Source organism: Kitasatospora sp. NPDC054795, assembly GCF_053611565.1.
Genome location: NZ_JBSHAP010000023.1, coordinates 20,067 through 38,094, shown reverse-complemented (window position 1 = coordinate 38,094; position 18,028 = coordinate 20,067). Strand labels below are relative to the sequence as shown.

Below are 18,028 nucleotides of genomic sequence, written 5' to 3'. Positions count from 1 at the left end.
GAACGTGCCGGCGCGGTGGGTGACCCGGCCGTGTGGGTTCATTGTGACGGGCCGGTCGGCTCGGGCGTCGCGCCGATGGCGCGCATCGGCCCGGCCGGGTGGGGCTGATTTTCGATCAGAGCGCTTGCTGGGCAAGGAAGTTGGTACATCGCACGGATCCTGCGGCGGATCGGCTCCAGTGGGTACTGGTCGGCGTAGATGACGAGTTTGACCGTCACCCCTTCCAGCAGGCTGCGGAGCATGATCCCCTCCAGGTGGGGATCCTCGGCGCCGCGGGCGTGGAACAACTCGCGGAGCCGCTCCTCCAGTTCGGCGAGCAGCCGGTCCTTCCTGGCCTCCGCCGCCGCGTACAGCGGATGCGTCCCCGGATCGATCATGAGGCCCAGGGCCATCTGCTGGATGTGACGCGTGCGGTGGGCCGCCAGCAGTGCGCGGTCGATGATGGCGGACAGCCGCTCGTCCGGAGTGCCCTCGACGTCCAGGACCTGGTGGACGCCCTCCAGGTAGCGGTCCAGCAGTTCGTCCGCGAGTGCGTGCTTGGTCGGGAAGTAGTAGCTGATCAGTCCGCGCGAGACGCCTGCCTGCTCGGTGATGTCGGAGACGGTGGCCTGGTGGAAGCCCTTCCTGGCCAGGACGTCGATGGCGGCGGTGACGATCCGCTCGCGGGACGCTTCCCGCAACCGGGCGTTGACATGAGGTGAGCGAGGTGACACGCGGGCTCCAGGGCTTCGGCCGCCATGGCGGTTGACTGTACAGACATCCAGTCAACGGGACCAGACCGCTTGCTCGTTCGCCCTGGAAGTACTTCGACGAGCAGGTTCACCCCTCCGTCTCCGCCCGGCGCCGCCACGGGCCCGACCGGCGCGAACAGTGATGGCCGACGAGGATCTCCGTCCTCGCCGGCCATCGGTGCTCGTGGCGGTTACCGCGCGCCCCACTCCTGATCGGTCGGCACGATCTCGCGGCCGAGCGGCATCAGCGAGACCGGGATCATCTTCAGGTTGGCCCAGCCGAAGGGGATGCCGATGATCGACAGGAACAGCGGAATGCTGGTGATCAGGTGCCCGATGGCCAGCCACCACCCGGCGAAGACCAGCCAGATGACGTTCCCCACGCACGACGCCGGCCCGGCGTCCGGCCGTTCCACCGCCGTGCGCCCGAACGGCCACAGGATGAAGCCGGCGAGCCGGAAGGACGCGATGCCGAACGGGATCGTGACGATGAGTACGCAGCAGATGATTCCGGCGAGCGTGTAGGCAAGCGCCATCCAAATGCCGCAGAAAATCAACCAGATGACATTGAGGATGAACCTTATTGCGCTCATGCTTGGTACCTTCTCACGACCGATGGCGTTGCCCTACGACCGTGCCATGCCCGCTGGTGGGCGTGTCTACGCCCTTAGGGGTTGTTCCTCAGGGTCCGGTCCGGGCCGAAGCCTCGGGTAGGGATTTCTTCGGATTCAGCTCCCGCCGAGAAGGCCCGGGTCCGCGACGGCCGACGACCCCGCAGCTCGAATCAGCCGTTCCGGCGCATGTGGTGGACGCCGGCCTGCCAGTCACGCGGCGTTATGCCGTAGGCCGCGCGGAAGGCGCGGGTGAAGTGGCTGGAGTTGGCGAAGCCCCAGCGCCGGGCGATCCCCGCCACCCCGAGCTCCCCCGCCATCGGCCGGAGCAGGTCCCGGTGGCAGCGCTCCAACCGCTGGGTCCGGATCCACCCGCCGACCGTGGTGCCCCCCTCCTGCTGGAACAGCTTGTGGAGGAAGCGGACGGACATGAAGTTCGCCGCCGCGATCGCGGACGGTGACAGGTCCGGATCGCGGAGGTTGCGCAGGATGTACTCCTTGACCCGCTCGAAGGAGGCCGCTGTCCGTGAACCCTGCGGCCGGGCGCGCCCGGCCCGGTCGTCGACGAACAGCGCCAGCAGGTCGAGTGCCGTGGCCGCGGCCCGGCGCCCGACGGCCTCGTCCAGCTCCGCCGCCTCGTGCGCCATCCTCGACAGGTAGTCCGTCAGCAGCGCGGCGCTGCCCTCGGCGCCGCTGAACGCCGTGGCGGTGAGTGCCCGCAGGTCCTTCTCCCGCACATCCAGGTCGGCGCGGGCGAAGTGGAAGGAGGTGAAGACGAACTCCTCCTCCATCCTCTTCCGGAAGACCCGGGAGGTGTCGGTGATGGAGAACCCGCCGGGCCCGATGAGCGTCTGCCTGCCGTCCTGTTCCTTGAGGGCGGTGCCCCGTTCCTGGAGGCTGAGGACGAGCGTCGGCGAGTCGCCGTCGGCGGTCAGGTGCCTGCAGCGGGTCACCGCCTGGGGCCCGGCCTGGACCCTGGAGATCCGCAGGCAGCCCAGCCGGTCGCCGACGATCTCCCCGGGCGACGGCACCTCCTCCAGGAAGTCCACGGTCATCGGCACGAAGGTACGGGACACGGCGTCCTGCCAGCTCTCCGCCCGGTCGGAGGCGGACAGCGACGCGGTGGAGAGAGATGCGGACCTCGGGTTCCCCTCGGGTCGATCGGTCATCGGGACACCCGGCCCCGGGGGTCCCGTGGCTCGGACGGCCCGGTGCCGCCGCGGGTGTCGCGCCACTGGCTCGGTGAGATGCCGTACGAGGCACGGAAGAGCCGGCTGAAGTGGGCCGGATCGGTGAAGCCCCACCGCTGCGCCACGCCGGAGACCGTGCTGTTTCCGCTGTTCTTGTGGGAGAGGTCCTCGGCGCTCGCCTGGAGCCGGCGACGCTGGATCAGGCGGCTGACGGTGGTCCCCTCCCCTTCGAAGAGCTTGTGGAGGGAGCGAACGGACATGCGGTGCGCGGCCGCGATCGTCTGCGGTCCGAGCACCGGATCCTTGAGGTGCCGGTCCACGTAGGCGTGGATCTCCGAGATCCGGGTGCGGCGGGAGTCCTCCGCGGACGGCGCGTCACGGGCGGCCTGCTCGGTGACGAGGACGGCCACCAGGTCGGCGAAGTTGCACGCCAGCCGACCGGCGACGAGCGCCGGGCAGTCCTCGGCCGTCTCGACCAAGGCCAGCAGGGACTGCTTGACCAGGGCGGCCACCGGGCCGCCGGCGTCGGCCGCGGTGGCCGTCACCCGTTCCAGCTGCTCGTCGCGCACGCCGAAGGTCCGGCGGGGAAGCAGGCACACCCTGACGTCCACTCCGTCCGGGTAGTCGACCACATGGGGGGTCTCCGTGTACCAGAAGGAAACCGCTCCCGCGGGGACCTCGACCGTCCGGCCGTCCTGTTGCACCACGGCACCGGTGGCCCCCATGACGGCGACCACGACGTACCCCTCGGCCTGCCGGGTGCCGCGGGCGATCTCCCGCAGGCCGCGGGTGAAGCGGCGAGGGCCGGCGTGGGCCGTGATGAAGAGCAGGTGTCCCAACTGCCGGGTCGTCATCCGGCCCGGGGTCGACGCAGGCTCGTACGGGGCGATCGTCACGGGCACGGCGGCGATGGAGACGGCCCGGCTCCGGCGATGACCGGTGTTCCCGTCCTTCGGGAAACCGGCCGGGTCGGTCACGGATGTCATGGGTCCTCTCCCTCCGCTCGGCACGGCATCCAGCATGGAACACGGGATGACTTACGTCGGCGGCCGAATGACTGTGAAGCGACTGTGGGTGGTGTGTCGCCGGACACATGACTCTCAGCGCATTTCAGCCGTGCAATGCGTGCACCTACACTGCGACGGTCCAGGTCAGAGCACTGGCACAGGCACAGAGGAAGATCGGATGTCAGGCACCACACTGTTCGGCCGGGACGAGGAGCTGGCGGCCGTCGACGCACTGGTCGACGCCCTGCCCGAGCGTGGCGACGCGCTGCTGATCCACGGGGCCCCCGGGATCGGCAGGTCCGCCCTCCTGGACCATGCCGCCGCCCGGGCGCGCGCCTGCGGATTCACCGTCCTCAGGGCCTCGGGTGTCCGGGCCGAGAGCGATCTGCCGTTCGCGGGGCTGCACCAGCTGACCCACACCGTGACGGACCTCGTCGCGCGCCTGCCCACCCCCCAGGCGCAGGCGCTGCTGGGGGCCTTCGGCATGGTGGAGCCGCCCCCCGGTGCCTCCGGGCCCCAGCTCTTCGTGCTGTCCCTGGCCACCCTCGGCCTGCTCGGCGCGGCGGCCGCCGAAGCCCCCGTTCTGATGGTCGTGGACGACGCCCAGTGGCTGGACGGGCCGACCCTGGACGTCCTCGCGTTCGTCGCACGCCGCGTCGGCGCCGAACCCGTCGGCCTGCTCGTCGCCGTCCGCGAGGACCGTACGGTGTGGCGGGGCACCCCCGGCATCCGCGAACTGCACCTCGCGCCCCTGGCGCCGGTCGCGGCCGACGCCCTGCTGGACGCCCGCCACCCCGCTCTCGCCCCGGGGACGCGCCGCCGGGTGGCGGAGCTGTCGGTCGGCAACCCCCTCGCACTGACCGAGCTCCCGCTCATCCTGGGGGCGGACGGGGCACCCGCGGACTCCAGGGTGCTGCCGGAGCTTGCGCTCACCACCCGACTGGAGCGCGCCTTCTCCGTTTCGCTGGCCGACCTTCCGCCTGACACGCGGCACGCGCTGCTGGTCGCGGCCACCGCCGACGACGGCGCGCTGACCGAGGTGCTCGCCGCGGCCTCGGCGCTGACGGGCACCGAGATCTCCGTACGGTCCCTGGAACCCGCCATGGCCGCGGGTCTGGTGCGCGTCGACGGGTTCCGGATCGACTTCACCCACCCGCTGGTGCGCTCCGCCGTCCTGGGCTCGGCCCCGCTCGCGGACCGTCTCGCCGCCCACGACGCGCTTGCCCGCACCCTCCAGGGACAGCCCGACCGGCAGGCGTGGCACCGGGCCGCGGCCGGCGGCCGTCCCGACGAAGCGGTGGCGCGGCAACTGGACCGGGCCGCGTTCAGCGCGAAGGAGCGCGGCGCCGCCGCGGCCGCCCTGACCGCGCTGGAACGCGCCACCGCGCTGAGCGAGGTGCCGTCGGGCAGTGTGGCCCGCCTCCTCGGTGCCGCGGAGCTGCGCTTCGAACTCGGGCAGGCGGATCGAGTGTCGGAGCTGCTCCAGCAGGCCGAATCGCTGGGCCCGGACGTGCTGGAACGGGCCCGCGTGGTCCTGCTGCGCGAATGGCTGGAGTCGGAGTCCGACACGAGCACGTCCCGGATCCACCTGCTGGTCGCCACGGCCGAGCAGGCCGCCGAGGCCGGCGATCCCGCACTCGCGCTGCGGCTGCTGCGCGTGGCCGCGTGGCGGTGCTGGTGGGCGGACCCGGGGCGAGAGCTGCGGGAGCGCGTCGTGACGGCCGCCGAGCGGCTACCGGTCCCGGAACTCCACCCGGACCTGGTGTGCACGCTGGCGGGGGCCGCCCCGCTGGAGGCGTCGGCGACGGTGATCGACCGGCTGCGGCGCCTCGAGCGTGAGGGCGGGTACGACGTCGTGACCGCCGCCACGCTGGCCAACGCGGCCATCATGGTGAACGGGTTCGACCAGGTCACCGGATTCGCCCGCCACGCGGCGAACGGACTGCGTCGTCAGGGGCGCCGGGGCCCGCTGACCAAGACACTGGTGCTCCTCGCCCTCGCCACCGTGCACACCGCCGACTGGGAGACCGGACTCCCGGCGGCGGCCGAGGCCGCCCGGCTGGCCGAGGAGACCGCACAGCCACGGTGGCTGACCGGTGCGCGGGTGGCGAAGGCCCAGTTCGCCGCGCTGCGCGGGGACCTGGACACCGCGCTGGTCGCGATCGGCGAGGCGGAGGGCCAGGGGCTGACCGTGGTCGACCCCTCCAAGCTCGCGTACATCCAGATCACCCGCGGCCTCATCGGCCTCGCCGCGGGCAATTTCGCCGAGGCGTTCTCCTGCGTCTGGCGGGTCTTCGACCCGGCCGATCCCTCCTACCACCCGTTCATGCAGACCATGGCCATCACCGAGTTGGCCGAGGCCGCCACCGGCGACGACCAGCGCGCCATGGCGAAGGCCGCCCTGCGACAGCTCCTCACGTCCGCCGGGACGAGCGAGGTCCAGATGATCCGGGTGAGCCTGGGATTCGCCCGGGCGCTGCTCGCCGACGACGAGCACGCCGAAGAGCACTTCCGGTCGGCGTTCGACCTGGACATGTCCCGAACCCCCTTCGTCCGTGCCCGGCTGATGCTCGCCTACGGCACCTGGCTCCGGCGTCGCCGCCGGGTGATGGAGGCCCGCACCCCGCTGCGGATCGCCCGGGAGTCCTTCGCGGCCATGGGCGTGGAGCCCTGGCGCGAGCGGGCGGCCCAGGAGCTCCGCTCGGCGGGCGAGGGCAGCAGGAGCCAAGGCCGCCCCGACCGGGACCTGCTCACGCCCCAGGAGGTCCAGATCGCCCGGCTGGCGGCGCAAGGGCTCTCCAACAAGGAGATAGGCCGGCAGCTGCACCTGTCGCCCCGGACGATCGGCACGCACCTGTACCGGGCCTTCCCGAAGCTCGGGATCACCTCCCGCAGCCAGCTGAGCGAGAAGCTGGGCGCGGACTGAGCACGACCCGTTCGGTCGGGGATGTTCCGGTGGTGCACGGCGACGTGACAGCCCGTGCACCTTGCGGCTGCCGGGCCGGCCGGGAAGGGGGTTCGTCGTGGCCGTGCCCGGTCTCGGGGAGCGGCGCGGTCAGGCGGTTCCACCGACCGCCGCCGCTCCGGTCCGGGTGGCCTGACTCGGCCCGACTCCTCTGTCCTGCAAGCTATTTGGTCCTCGGTCCGAGGTGTCGTCAAGGCCTTCTCCGAGGAGTGGACGCCACTCGGGATGAGCACCGTCCAGGGCGGGCGGAGCCGCCGGAACCTCGGTTTGTTGAACGTTTGTCCAGCCGTTCCGCTCCTTGTATGAATGGCGCCAGAAGAACGTCCCCTCCTGAGCGCCCCGTTGCCGGCCCCGCCGCCCCGCCGTCCGGCGAGCCGCCCCCGCCGGCATCCGCACAGCACCACCTCCAATCGGTCGGAGTCCCCCGTGAACCAGTCGGGTCCCTCGCCCATGCTCGAAACCCCCGCGCCCGAAGCCGAAACCCACCTGCTCGACCAGGCCGCCCGCGGCGGGGACAGCGGCTGCATCGACGTCCTCTCCCCGCCGCCCGGAACCGATCCCGAGGACTGTCTCTACGTCGCCCTGCACGTCCACGGTGCGGCCTCCGTCCGACGCGGCGGTGTCAGCAGCGTGCTGGCACCGGGGGACCTGCTGATCAGCGCCACCCCGCACCCGGCGGGCCTGTTGCAGGACTCCGAGTGCCGGATGGTCCGCTTCCGTGTCCCCTGCTTCTACCTGGACGTCCGGCAGAGCGATGTCCGGCGCGCGGGCGGGCTGATGGCGCGCGGGAACAAGGGGATCGGTTCGCTCGCGTGCCAGCTCCTCCACGCCCTGGCCACCCAGGCGCGGGCCCACCGGGCCCGGCCGGACCACCTCCTCGCGTGCAGCGCCTCCGACATCGTCGCCATCCTGGTGGCCGAGTTGCTCGACCGGGAGGACCCGGAACACTCCAACGGCGCGGCCGAGCTGCTGTCCCGGATCCGCGTCCACATCGAGCAGAACCTCGCCGACCCGAACCTCTCGCCCGGATCGATCGCCCGCTCGCAGCACATCTCGGTGCGCTACCTCCACAAGCTCTTCCAGCAGGACGGAATGACCGTGGGCCAGTGGGTGCGACGGCGTCGGCTGGACGCCTGCCGTCGGGAACTGGGGCGCCCGTCCCGTCGGCAGGCCAGTGTGTCCGCCGTCGCGCACCGCTGGGGCTTCGTCAGCCACTCCCATTTCAGCCGGGCGTTCCGCGACGCCTTCGGAATCTCGCCCCGTGAGTGGCAGGCCTACGCCGCCCGGACCGAGGGCAACCACTCCGCGTCCTGATCGCGACACCGCGTGAATGCAGTGAATTGACGTTGCATCAGACAGTTGTCCCGGATCGCCGGGGCGTCCTGTTCGGCGGCGTCGGGGCGCGGCGGCCCGGGTGTTCCGCTCGCTGTGCGTCCGGGAATGTCCTGACGGCGCACGGTCGGCCGAATCGAGCCCGCCGACCGCTTCAGTGCGCTGCAGGGCCACTGGTCATGCGCTGCGGAAGTCCTTCGCGCACCGTCGGTTGCCTAGGTTTCGCCGGGCGGCCCCGTCGGGCCGCGATCAGTCAGTGGAAAGGCAACAGCCCATGCAGTTCGGGATATTCAGCGTCGGCGACGTGACGGTCGACCCGACCACGGGACGGGCGCCGAGCGAGCGCGAGCGGATCAAGGCGATGCTGGCCATCGCGCTCAAGGCCGAGGAGGTCGGCCTGGACGTCTTCGCCATGGGCGAGCACCACAACCCGCCGTTCGTCCCGTCCTCGCCGACGACCATGCTCGGCTGGATCGCCGCGAAGACCGAGCGGATCGTCCTGTCCACCGCGACCACGCTGATCACCACCAACGACCCGGTGAAGATCGCCGAGGACTACGCGATGCTGCAGCACGTCGCCGACGGCCGCGTCGACCTGATGCTCGGGCGCGGGAACACCGGCCCGGTCTACCCGTGGTTCGGCCAGGACATCCGCCAGGGCATCCCGCTCGCGGTCGAGAACTACGCGCTGCTGCACCGGCTCTGGCGCGAGGACGTGGTCGACTGGGAAGGCCGCTTCCGCACCCCGCTGCAGGCCTTCACCGCCACGCCGCGCCCGCTGGACGGCGTGCCGCCGTTCGTCTGGCACGGATCGATCCGCAGCCCCGAGATCGCCGAGCAGGCCGCCTACTACGGCGACGGCTTCTTCCACAACAACATCTTCTGGCCGCAGGAGCACACCCGGCGGATGGTCGAGCTCTACCGCGAGCGCTACGCGCACCACGGCCACGGCACGCCCGAGCAGGCGATCGTCGGCCTCGGCGGGCAGGTGTTCATGCGGAAGAACTCCCAGGACGCGGTGCGCGAGTTCCGTCCGTACTTCGACAACGCGCCGGTGTACGGGCACGGGCCCTCGCTGGAGGAGTTCACCGAGCAGACCCCGCTGACCGTGGGCAGCCCCCAGGAGGTCATCGAGCGCACCCTCGGCTTCCGCGAGGCCGTCGGCGACTACCAGCGCCAGCTGTTCCTGATGGACCACGCCGGCCTGCCGCTGAAGACGGTGCTGGAGCAGCTCGACATCCTCGGCGAGGAGGTCGTGCCCGTCCTGCGCGAGGAGTTCGCCAAGGGCCGGCCCGCGACCGTCCCCGACGCCCCCACCCACGCCACGCTCCGGGACGCCGTCCCCGCCGCCTCCTGACCAGGATGGAGTCCTCCATGGAACCGAACTCGCCGATCACCCTCGCCGTGATCTCGGGCGGGCTCAGCCTGCCCTCCTCCACCCGCCTGCTGGCGGACCGCCTCGCCGAGGCCACCTCCGCCCACCTGGCCGACACTGGCCGTGAAGTCCGGGTCCGCCTGCACGAGTTGCGCCCGCTGGCCACCCCCATCGCACACCACCTGCTCTCCGGCTTCCCCTCGCAGGCACTCGGCGGCGTCCTGGAGGAGGTGGGCACGGCCGACGCGCTGATCGCCGTGTCCCCGATCTTCTCCGCGTCCTACAGCGGCCTGTTCAAGTCGTTCTTCGACCTGCTCGACCCCGGAGCCCTGGCGGGCAAGCCGGTGCTGATCGGCGCGACCGGCGGCACCGCGCGCCACTCGCTGGCCCTGGAGCACGCGCTGCGCCCGCTCTTCGCCTACCAGCGCGCCCTGGTGGCCCCGACCGCCGTCTTCGCGGCCTCCGAGGACTGGGGCGGGGCGGGTGACGCGCGCACCGACAGCCTGCCGGCGCGGATCGAACGGGCCGGGGGAGAGCTCGCGGCGCTGACCCGCTCGGCCCTGGCGAATCCGCGGCCCGCCGACCGGCCGGCGGTGACGCCCTCCGCGCTCGGCTTCCACTGACGGAGTCCCGGGTAGGGGTTCGGCCGGCGTCAACTCCCCGTGAGGATGGTCCGGGTGCGCCGCGACGGACTTCCGGATATCGCTTTTCCCTTGGTGGCGGCGCCCGGTGGCGGAGTGCCGATGACGGGGGACTCGTCGTGGGCGAACCGGTGAACTCCCGATTCCCCCGGATCTGCCGGGCCGGCGGGCGAAAGGCGGGCCGGGGGAATCGATCCGGATCGGCGCGAACCGGTGCGTGCGCCGTGGCGGGCGGGCGCGGGTGACGGTCCGCCGTCCTGGCCGCTGCCTGCGCGGGGGCCGGTCCCGGATGCGGCCGGACGGGTTCGGAGTCGGCGCGCTCCGTTGTCGCGGGCGGAAAGTTCGTGCGTGAAACGTGATAAAAGCGGCTGGATCAAGCTCTGCCACAAACGTGATCGCGCCGTTTTCCGCGCGGCGAGTCGGTTCGTGTCGCTACTGGGTGAGGATCGGACCGGGACGGGAACGTCACGGTGTTCCTGCGGAAATGCGGATCCGGTGGCCGCGGACGGCGGTGCCCGGGCAGGGGAGGCGGGCCCGGTCCGGCGCCGCGGGTGGACAGGACGAAGGGACGGGATCGGATGCTCCTGGAGCGCGACGAGGTTCTTGGCATGGCTGCGACAGCGGCGGCGGCCGTACGGGCGGGCAGCGGGCGCTCGGTCCTGCTCTCGGCGCCCGTGGCCGGCCGGGGGCGGACCGCGGCGTTGGAGGCGATCGTCCGGCAGCAGGCCGGCGGCGACGCCATGCGCGTCGGACGGGCGCGCGGCGTACCGGAGGAGACGGCGTTCCCGTTCGGGCTGGTCCGGCAGCTCTTCGCGGACGACGAGGCCGTTCCCTTCTCGGCACCGGGCGGACCGGACGAACAGCGGCTGTTCCACCGGCTGGTGACGCGCCTGGCCCGGTCGGCCGCCGAGCGGCCGGCGCTGCTGGCGGTGGACGACCTCCACCACGCCGACGAGCCGTCCCGGCGCTGGATCGGCTACCTCGCCCGCCGCATCGCCGACATCCCCGTCCTGCTGGTGGCCACCGAGTGCGCCGACCGGTCCGGTCCGGCCGCCTTCCCGCCCGCCACGGGCGTGTCCGTCGCCCTGCGCCCGCTCAGCGTGTCGGCGGTCATCCGCATCGCCCGAGCCGCGGGCCTGGACCAGAAGGCCGCCGTGACCTGCGTCGAGGCGGGTGTCGGCAACCCGGCCCTGGTGCGGGCGCTGGTCGCCGACCTCGGTGACGGGCCGCTCCCTCGCCCGCCGTCGGCCCGGTCGCACAGCCGCTACCGCGACACGATCGCCGACTGGCTGCGGAGGGCGGACCCCTGCCTGCGCCACGCCTGCCTCGCCGTCGTCGTCGCGGCCGAGGAGGGGATGCCGGCCGGCCCCGGCCTCCTCCACCGGCTCTCCGGCCTCTGCACGTCCCGGCGTCCCCCGGGCGAGCGGTCGGTGCGCCGCCTGAGCAGGCTGCTGAGCCACCCCCTCGCGAGGGAGGCCGTGCTCGCCGCCGCCGAGCCGGAGGAGGTCGCCGAGCTGCACACGCGCATGGCGGAACTGCTCGACGAGAGCGGTGCGCCGGCGACGGCCGTGGCCTCCCGGCTCCTGCGGGTGGACCGGCCCAGCGAGGTGTGGATGGCCCGTTCGCTGGCCGACGCCGCCGAGGAGGCGATGCGCGCCGGCCAGGTCGCGGAGTCCGCCGCGTATCTGCGCCACGCGCTGAGCGGCCCGCTCGATCCCGACCGGCGTGCCGCCCTCTGCCTGCGCCTCGGCGCCCTGGAGCTTCCGAACAACGCGACCGCCGGCATCCGCAGGCTCCACACCGGGCTGGAACTGCACACCGATCTGCGGGAGCGGGCGACCGCGGCGACCGCCCTGAGCGCGGCCCTCGTCGCGGGCCGGGATCCCGACACCGCGCTGCGGGTCCTTCACCAGGTGAGCCGTGCCGCCGACGACGACGAGCTCGTCCAGGTGCTGCAGGCCCTCGGCGCGCTCGTCTCCTCCCACGACGGCGACGCCTGGCGCGGCGCCGTCGCGGGTCTGCGCGCGCTGGCCCCGACGGTACCCCCGGCCATCGAGCCGCTGGTGTGCGGACTGATCACCGAGTACGAAGCCGGGGCCGGCCTCCGGTCGGCGGCCGAGGTGCTCGCCCGGGTCCGGCCGCGCCTGGCGGTGCCGGTGGACCCGCGGCTGCGGACCGCCTGGCTCGGCAGCGCGGCCACCCTGCTGCAGTGGGCGGACCGCCTGGAGGAGGCGCGTGAGCTGACCGGCCTGTGCCTGCCCGTCCCGCCCGTCCCCCCGGACCTGACGGACGTGGGTCTGCAGTGCCTGCTCAGCGTCCGGGCCGAGGCGGCGCTCTGGGCGGGGGACTTCGACCGCGTCATCGCGGAGAACGCCGCCCTGGTGGCGGCGACCGCGGGGCAGGGCGTGCGACTGCCGCATCTGGCGGCCATGGTGGCGACGGCCCTGTGCGAGACGGGCCGGCGCGCCGGGGCGTGGGAGGCCGCGGCCCTCGCCGGCCCGTCCGGCAGCGACAGGTCCTGGGAGTGGAACGAGCTCAGCTACACCCGGGCCCTGCTGCACGCGGCGGACGGCGACTGGCAGGCCGCCCTCGACGACTACCTGCGCTGCGGAGCCGGCCAGAGCGCCCGTGACTTCGTCAGTCCGGTCGCCACGCCCTGGCGTTCCGGGGCGGCGCTCGCCCTGGTGCGGCTCGGGCGGCGGGAGGAGGCGCGCGAACTCGCCGAGGAGGAGCTGCGCCACGCCCGGACCTGGGGCACCGCGCGCACCATCGGCCGGGCGCTGCGGGCGTACGCCGCGACCGTGGGCGGCAGGCTGGCCCTGTGTTCGCTGACCGAGGGCGCCGAACTGCTCAGGCCGGGCTCCGCGCCCGTGGAACTCGTGGAGATCCTGGTCGATCTCGGCCGGGCCCACCTCGAAGCGGGCAACGGCCGCAAGGGACGCGACACGCTGCGCGAGGCGCACGCCGCGGCCCGGCGACTGGCCGCGCCCGCTCCGGAGGCCGGGGGACCGGCCGCGGTCGGCCGTCTCCTCGGTCTGACGCAGCAGGCGTTGCGGGAGGGCGGAGCGCGGAACAGGGACGGCGGACACGCCCTGACCCCCGCCGAACGGCGCGTGGCCGAACTGGCGGCGGGCGGGCACACCAACGCCCAGATCTCCTCCGCGCTCTGCCTCACCCGCCGCACCGTGGAGACGCACCTCACCAACGCCTACCGGAAGCTGCGGATCGCCCGGCGCACCCAGCTGGTGGCGGTGTTGGAGCGCTAGGAGCCGGGGTGGGTCCGGCTCCGGACCCCCGGCGGGCCGGGGACCGCGCCGCCCCCGCCCGGGGTGCGGGTGCACCCGGCCCGGACGGGGGCGGCGCCGGTTCATGCGGTGCGATCAGGACTTCGACAGGGTGAAGGAGACCGCGGCGTTGTCACCGCCGCCCCCCTGCCAGGTGCACTTGTACCCGGCCGGGGCCTCGCAGCTGTAGCTGTTGCTGCCGGTGTAGGGGTTGTTCCAGTGCACCTTCACCTTGTTCTGCTCCCCGAGCACGTCGAAGGTGACGTCGCCCTCCGTGCCGGTCATGAAGCCGTCCGACTCGCTCGCCCACTTCGCGGTGATACCGGACTGGACCATGGACGGGGGCATCCCGCCGTCGGACCAGATCCCCCACTGCAGGCTCGCGCCGGAACGGGTCAGCAGCTTGCCGGAGTTGTTGGTCAGGTTGACGGACGTGCTCCGGGCGGCGGAGAGGAGGCTGGGCGACTCCGCGGCGGCCGGGGACGCGGCGGCGAAGGACGCGCGCCCGATGCTGAACGTCACCGAGGTGTTGTCCCCGCTGCCACCGCTCCTGGAGCAGGTGTATCCGTACGGGACGGAGCAGCTGTAGTCGTTGCTGCCCCAGTAGGGGTTGTTCCAGTGCAGCTTGACCTCGCCGCCGTCGTTGAGGGTGTAGGTGATGTTCCCCTCGGTCCCGGTCGCGAAGCCGCAGGACTCGCTCTGCCAGCTGGCGGACTTGGTGTTGGGAACGTAGTCGGACGGCAGCATGTCGTTCGTCCAGCAGCCGTGGTCGAGCTTCTCCCACGTCTTGGTCAGGCCGGACCCGCTGTTGTTGGAGAGGGTGACCTTCGTGGAACGGTCCGCGGTGACCCGCGGCACGCTCGCCGACTGGCTCTCGGCGCCCGGGCGCTGCCCCGCGGACGCCTGCGGGGCGGCCTGCGCGGCCGGGGCGAGGGCGACCGCTCCGGCCGCCATCAGCAGGGCGGTGAGAGCGCCGGCGGCCGTGCGGCCCAGACCGGTCGTGGACGTCTTGCGCTGCATGGGTTTACCAACTCTCTTGGAGGCCGGGCGAGCGGACCTGTCCCGCGCTCGCCGTGTTCGCATCGGAGGGCGTCGCGGCTCGGTGCCGGCGCCGGGGGTCACTGGATGTAGAGGTCCCACTGGGCCACGCCGTTGACCCAGACCTGCTCGATCTTGTCCTTGACGGCGCTTCCGAGGCCGTACAGCACCCAGTACGCCGCCTGCGCCGCGAGGAACGATTCGTACTGGCCGGCGTAGCGCCAGATGTCGACCGCCCGCGCCGAGGCGCCTTCCTGGACGGCGGGAGTCGCGGCGGCGTGCGCCGGGGCGGGGGAGGCCGCGGCGGCGTAGGCCTGGGCGGTGCCGCCGACGAGAACCGCGGCGGCGAGAGCGGCGCAGAGCGAAGCCGCGCGAATTCGCCTGTTCATGACAAGTCCCTCCTGGTGTTCCACGTGAACGGCCGGTCACCCGTGGCGGATCGGTCCCGCCCCGGCCCGGCCGTGGGGTGCGGTGGTGATCACAGACTGGCACGCGACCGCCACGCTCGGGCATCGTGGAAAACCGCGAACTTGGCACGGAGCTCGCCCCCGGCCACCGGCGCGGACGGGACGGGGTGGCCGATCGGCCGGGCGAGCACCACCTGGTTGACGGTGGCGCCGGTCTCCTCGGCCACTTCCGTCGGCGCGGCCGGCTGCGCCCGCGCCGCCGGCCATCCGTACTGCTCGGGCAGCGGCCGGTCGGGGCGGCAGTACGAGCCGCCGAGCAGCGGGGGGTGGGCGAGCAGTGTCAGCGCCGGCCGGGCCGCGAGGTGGGAGAGCAGGGCCTCGTCGGCGTGCCGCTGGATGCCGAAGTCCGCGCCGGGCCGCGGCCGCAGGCAGCTGTGGCGCTGCTGGACGTACCGGTAGCCGGTCCACCTCGACCGGACGGCGGCTGCCCGGCGGCCGCATCCCCGCGGTCACCTCGCGGCCGCATCCCCGCGGTCACCTCGCGGCCGCTCGGGGGCTCACTCGGCGCGGGGGAGGTAGGCCAGGCCGTGGGCGCCCGGGTCGGCGAGCTTGGGGACGGTCAGGCGGGAGACGGGGGTGAGGGTGGCCAGGTCGACGACGTCGACGGTGGAGGAGACGACGCTGGCGACGTAGGCGAGGCCGCCGTCCGGGGAGGAGGTGATGGTGAGGGGGAAGAGGCCCACCTCGACGGAGCCGAGGCGGCGGTGGTCGTCGGTGGCGAACACGGTGAGGCGGCCCGGGAGTTGGCGCCCCAGGGCGGAGTCGGGGGCGGGGGCCGGCCGGACCTCGCCGGCCAGGAGCAGGCCGGTCGAGGTGAGGTGGACCGGCAGGGCCGGGGAGTCCGTCGGGAGGACGGCCGTGACGGTCGCGGTCGGGACGTCGATGACGCGGATGCCCGGCGCCGCGGCGGGGGCGGCGGAGGTGGAGAGGTACGGGCCCGCGGCGTAGACCCGGGTGCCGTCGGGGGAGACGGCCAGGCCCTCGCTGCCGGGGACCTCCACCTTGGCGGTCAGCGTCCCCCGTTCGAGGTCCACCACCGAGACGAAGGGTGCCTCCTTGTTGGTGGCGAAGCCGGTCCGGCCGTCCGGGGAGACGGCGAACCAGTGCGGGCCGGGGGCGTCGGTGTCGATCCGGCCGAGCGGGCGACGGGTCGCGGTGTCGATGACCACGACGCCGCCGGGGCGGTCCTCGCCGCCCTCCACGCTGACGTAGAGGCGGCCCCGGGCGGTGTCCAGCGCCAGCCCGTGCGGACCGTGCTCGGGGGCGAGGTCGATCACCTCGACGATCCGGCGGGTGTCGGCGTCGATGACGGTCAGCTCGGTGCGGCGGCCGCTGTTGGCGTGGTAGTAGCCCGAGTGGTACGCGCTGCTGCACCAGAGCAGCCGCTGGGTCGGGTCGAAGCACAACTCGTGCGGTTCGGCGAGGACTTGGAGGGTGTCGAGGTGGCGGTCGGTGGCGGCGTCGAAGAACGAGACGGTCGGGCCGCTCTGGCTGACGACGGCGAGGACGTCGCCGGCACGGGCGGCACGGGCGGCGCGGGAGGGCTGGGACACGAGGGCTCCGAGGGGTGGTCGTGGAGGTGACAGGTGATCACCTGTCACCTCCACCTTCGGGGGCCGGAGCCGGGGGAACAATGCAAGGATCGGCATCGGATAGTTGCGTGGAACGCAAAGACACAGCTCAGGAGCGTGTGATCGATGGACCTCAATCTGCTGCGGGCCCTGGACGCCCTGCTCCAGGAGAACAGCGTGACCCGTGCGGCCGAGCGGCTCGGCACCTCGCCGGCCGCGGTCAGCCGGATGCTGGCCCGTCTGCGCCGCGCCGTCGAGGACCCGCTGCTGGTGCGCGCCGGGCAGGGGCTGGTCCCGACCCCGCGGGCGCTCGAACTGCGGGAGGAGGTGGGCGCGTTGCTGCGCGGCTGCGACAGCGCGCTGCGCCCCGGCGCCGGGTTCGACCCCGTGCACCTCGACCGCTCCTTCACGGTGCAGGCCGGAGAGCTGATGCTGGCGCGGACGGCCGGCGCGCTCGCCGAGCGGATGCGGGCCGAGGCGCCGCGGGTCGACGTGGTGTTCCTGCCGGAGACCCTGGAGGGCGGCCCGGCGCTGCGGCAGGGCCTGGTGGACGTCGAGCTCGGTGTGCTCGGCCACCTGGACCCCGAGGTCCGCACCCGTCGGCTGATGAGCGTCCCGCTGGTCGGTCTCGCCCGCGGCGGCCACCCGCTGCTCGACGGCCGTCGGATCACCGCCCGTCGCTTCGCCGCCGCCGACCACATCGGCGTCTCCCGGCGCGGCAAGCGCCTCGGCCCGATCGACACCGCGCTGGCCGGGCTCGGGCTGAAGCGCCGGGTGGCGGTCGTCGTGCCGAGCCACACCGGTGCGATGCTGCTGGTCCGGGACAGCGACCTGATCACCCTCGCCCCGGCGGACTGGCTGCCGGACACCATCGCCGCGCTGGGCCTGCGCACCTTCCCGATCCCGCTCGAACTCGCCCCGCTGGAGCTGGGGATGGCCTGGCACCCGCGCAACGCGGCCGATCCGGGCCACCGCTGGTTCCGCGAGCATGTGGCGGCGGCGGTGCTGGGCGCGGACCAGCACGCCACGGAGTGAACAGGAGGGCGGCGCGGCCCGGCCCGGCTCGGCCGGCGGCGTAAGGTCGGGATACCCTGCGGGGGTACATATGGCGGGCGTCGGGGACGGGAGGCGGAGGATGGCGCGGTCGCGGCCGTTCGGTCCGCCGGTGCCGTGGGCCCTGCGCCTGCTGCTGCTCGCCGCGCTGCTGCTCGGCGTCGTGACCATGCACACGTTCGGCCATCCGGTCGGCGGGCACGGCGGGTCCGCCGGACACAGCGGACACAGCGGACACGGCGGGCAGAGCGGCCACGGCGGGCGCGAGGGCACCGGGACGCCGGCCCCGCCGCCGCACCCGTCGGGCGCCGTCCAGCACGGACCGGCCGCCGGGCCCGCTGCGGGCCAGCCCGCCCCGGTTCACCTTTCCGCCGACCACCTCGCCGCCGACCACCTCGCCGCCGACCACCGGGCCGCCTCCGCGGTCGGCACCGTCGGCGCCGTCGACCCCGCCGCCCCCGGCGGCATGGACCCGATGGCGGTCTGCCTCGCCGTGCTGGCCGGCTGGACCCTGGTGCTGCTCCTCACCGGCCCGCTGCTGCGCAGCAGCGGCGACGCCGCCGCCGAGGTACGGGCCCGGCTGCTGCGGGCCGTCCGCGCGCTGCCCCCGCCCGGAGGCGGACGGATCCTCCTCGCCCGGCTTTCGGTGCTGCGTCAGTAGGCGCGCGCCCGCCGTTCCGTGCCCGCGCCCGCTCGGGAGCGCCCGCGCGCACCTCCATGTGCCCGCTCGCGCCCCGCGGCGCCCGCGCACGGAACGGCCGAC

General features: G+C 73.5%; 14 protein-coding genes. 7 read left to right on the top strand and 7 right to left on the bottom strand.

What is annotated here, in order from left to right:
- Positions 1-38: 38 nt before the first annotated feature.
- The 4 genes from ACWGJO_RS11350 to ACWGJO_RS11335 all read right to left on the bottom strand — a co-directional run bounded on the left by ACWGJO_RS11350 (position 39) and on the right by ACWGJO_RS11335 (position 3,518).
- Positions 39-680 (bottom strand): TetR/AcrR family transcriptional regulator, encoded by a 642-nt coding sequence (locus ACWGJO_RS11350; protein WP_452183206.1) that lies wholly within the window; start codon positions 678-680, stop codon positions 39-41.
- 242 nt (positions 681-922) lie between these two features.
- Positions 923-1,324 carry a YccF domain-containing protein gene (locus ACWGJO_RS11345; RefSeq protein WP_452183205.1) on the bottom strand — a complete coding sequence of 134 codons (402 nt, stop codon included), beginning with the start codon at positions 1,322-1,324 and terminating at the stop codon, positions 923-925.
- A gap of 191 nt (positions 1,325-1,515) precedes the next feature.
- Positions 1,516-2,511: a helix-turn-helix domain-containing protein gene (locus tag ACWGJO_RS11340; protein WP_452183204.1), complete on the bottom strand. Its 996-nt coding sequence runs from the start codon at positions 2,509-2,511 to the stop codon at positions 1,516-1,518.
- Positions 2,508-3,518 carry a helix-turn-helix domain-containing protein gene (locus ACWGJO_RS11335; protein WP_452183203.1) on the bottom strand — a complete coding sequence of 337 codons (1,011 nt, stop codon included), beginning with the start codon at positions 3,516-3,518 and terminating at the stop codon, positions 2,508-2,510. The genes ACWGJO_RS11340 and ACWGJO_RS11335 overlap by 4 nt, the downstream gene beginning before the upstream one ends.
- Before the next feature lie 199 nt (positions 3,519-3,717).
- Here ACWGJO_RS11335 and ACWGJO_RS11330 point away from each other — a divergent pair, with 199 nt between their 5' ends.
- The 5 genes from ACWGJO_RS11330 (at position 3,718) to ACWGJO_RS11310 (ending at position 13,118) form a co-directional block, all read left to right on the top strand.
- Positions 3,718-6,465: an ATP-binding protein gene (locus tag ACWGJO_RS11330; RefSeq protein WP_452183202.1), complete on the top strand. Its 2,748-nt coding sequence runs from the start codon at positions 3,718-3,720 to the stop codon at positions 6,463-6,465.
- 489 nt (positions 6,466-6,954) lie between these two features.
- Positions 6,955-7,818 (top strand): helix-turn-helix domain-containing protein, encoded by an 864-nt coding sequence (locus ACWGJO_RS11325; protein ID WP_452183201.1) that lies wholly within the window; start codon positions 6,955-6,957, stop codon positions 7,816-7,818.
- 292 nt (positions 7,819-8,110) lie between these two features.
- Positions 8,111-9,193 carry an LLM class flavin-dependent oxidoreductase gene (locus ACWGJO_RS11320; protein ID WP_452183200.1) on the top strand — a complete coding sequence of 361 codons (1,083 nt, stop codon included), beginning with the start codon at positions 8,111-8,113 and terminating at the stop codon, positions 9,191-9,193.
- Positions 9,194-9,210: 17 nt separating this feature from the next.
- Positions 9,211-9,834, top strand: coding sequence for an FMN reductase (locus ACWGJO_RS11315; RefSeq protein WP_452183199.1), 624 nt, complete (start codon positions 9,211-9,213; stop codon positions 9,832-9,834).
- 596 nt (positions 9,835-10,430) lie between these two features.
- Positions 10,431-13,118 (top strand): LuxR C-terminal-related transcriptional regulator, encoded by a 2,688-nt coding sequence (locus ACWGJO_RS11310; protein ID WP_452183198.1) that lies wholly within the window; start codon positions 10,431-10,433, stop codon positions 13,116-13,118.
- A gap of 114 nt (positions 13,119-13,232) precedes the next feature.
- On the opposite strand, the gene ACWGJO_RS11305 is transcribed toward ACWGJO_RS11310, so the two are convergent.
- The 3 genes from ACWGJO_RS11305 to ACWGJO_RS11295 all read right to left on the bottom strand — a co-directional run bounded on the left by ACWGJO_RS11305 (position 13,233) and on the right by ACWGJO_RS11295 (position 16,194).
- Positions 13,233-14,156 (bottom strand): aegerolysin family protein, encoded by a 924-nt coding sequence (locus tag ACWGJO_RS11305; protein WP_452183197.1) that lies wholly within the window; start codon positions 14,154-14,156, stop codon positions 13,233-13,235.
- Between the two features lie 98 nt (positions 14,157-14,254).
- The gene (locus ACWGJO_RS11300; protein ID WP_452183196.1) at positions 14,255-14,563 is read right to left on the bottom strand and encodes a hypothetical protein; all 309 of its coding nucleotides are present in this window, start codon (positions 14,561-14,563) and stop codon (positions 14,255-14,257) included.
- 575 nt (positions 14,564-15,138) lie between these two features.
- Positions 15,139-16,194, bottom strand: a complete 1,056-nt coding sequence (locus tag ACWGJO_RS11295) for a YncE family protein (RefSeq protein ID WP_452183194.1) — start codon at positions 16,192-16,194, stop codon at positions 15,139-15,141.
- A gap of 144 nt (positions 16,195-16,338) precedes the next feature.
- Here ACWGJO_RS11295 and ACWGJO_RS11290 point away from each other — a divergent pair, with 144 nt between their 5' ends.
- Positions 16,339-17,247 carry a LysR family transcriptional regulator gene (locus ACWGJO_RS11290; RefSeq protein WP_452183193.1) on the top strand — a complete coding sequence of 303 codons (909 nt, stop codon included), beginning with the start codon at positions 16,339-16,341 and terminating at the stop codon, positions 17,245-17,247.
- 100 nt (positions 17,248-17,347) lie between these two features.
- Positions 17,348-17,926 carry a hypothetical protein gene (locus ACWGJO_RS11285; protein WP_452183191.1) on the top strand — a complete coding sequence of 193 codons (579 nt, stop codon included), beginning with the start codon at positions 17,348-17,350 and terminating at the stop codon, positions 17,924-17,926.
- The last annotated feature ends 102 nt before the right edge of the window (positions 17,927-18,028 follow it).

Bases quoted from the DNA above. Each gene is read 5' to 3' on its own strand.
- ACWGJO_RS11335 (WP_452183203.1), bottom strand. From the start codon at position 3,518: ATGACATCCGTGACCGACCCGGCCGGTTTCCCGAAGGACGGGAACACC.
- ACWGJO_RS11300 (WP_452183196.1), bottom strand. From the start codon at position 14,563: ATGAACAGGCGAATTCGCGCGGCTTCGCTCTGCGCCGCTCTCGCCGCC.
- ACWGJO_RS11320 (WP_452183200.1), top strand. From the start codon at position 8,111: ATGCAGTTCGGGATATTCAGCGTCGGCGACGTGACGGTCGACCCGACC.
- ACWGJO_RS11340 (WP_452183204.1), bottom strand. From the start codon at position 2,511: ATGACCGATCGACCCGAGGGGAACCCGAGGTCCGCATCTCTCTCCACC.
- ACWGJO_RS11315 (WP_452183199.1), top strand. From the start codon at position 9,211: ATGGAACCGAACTCGCCGATCACCCTCGCCGTGATCTCGGGCGGGCTC.
- ACWGJO_RS11330 (WP_452183202.1), top strand. From the start codon at position 3,718: ATGTCAGGCACCACACTGTTCGGCCGGGACGAGGAGCTGGCGGCCGTC.
- ACWGJO_RS11310 (WP_452183198.1), top strand. From the start codon at position 10,431: ATGCTCCTGGAGCGCGACGAGGTTCTTGGCATGGCTGCGACAGCGGCG.
- ACWGJO_RS11285 (WP_452183191.1), top strand. From the start codon at position 17,348: ATGGCGCGGTCGCGGCCGTTCGGTCCGCCGGTGCCGTGGGCCCTGCGC.
- ACWGJO_RS11305 (WP_452183197.1), bottom strand. From the start codon at position 14,156: ATGCAGCGCAAGACGTCCACGACCGGTCTGGGCCGCACGGCCGCCGGC.
- ACWGJO_RS11325 (WP_452183201.1), top strand. From the start codon at position 6,955: ATGCTCGAAACCCCCGCGCCCGAAGCCGAAACCCACCTGCTCGACCAG.
- ACWGJO_RS11345 (WP_452183205.1), bottom strand. From the start codon at position 1,324: ATGAGCGCAATAAGGTTCATCCTCAATGTCATCTGGTTGATTTTCTGC.
- ACWGJO_RS11290 (WP_452183193.1), top strand. From the start codon at position 16,339: ATGGACCTCAATCTGCTGCGGGCCCTGGACGCCCTGCTCCAGGAGAAC.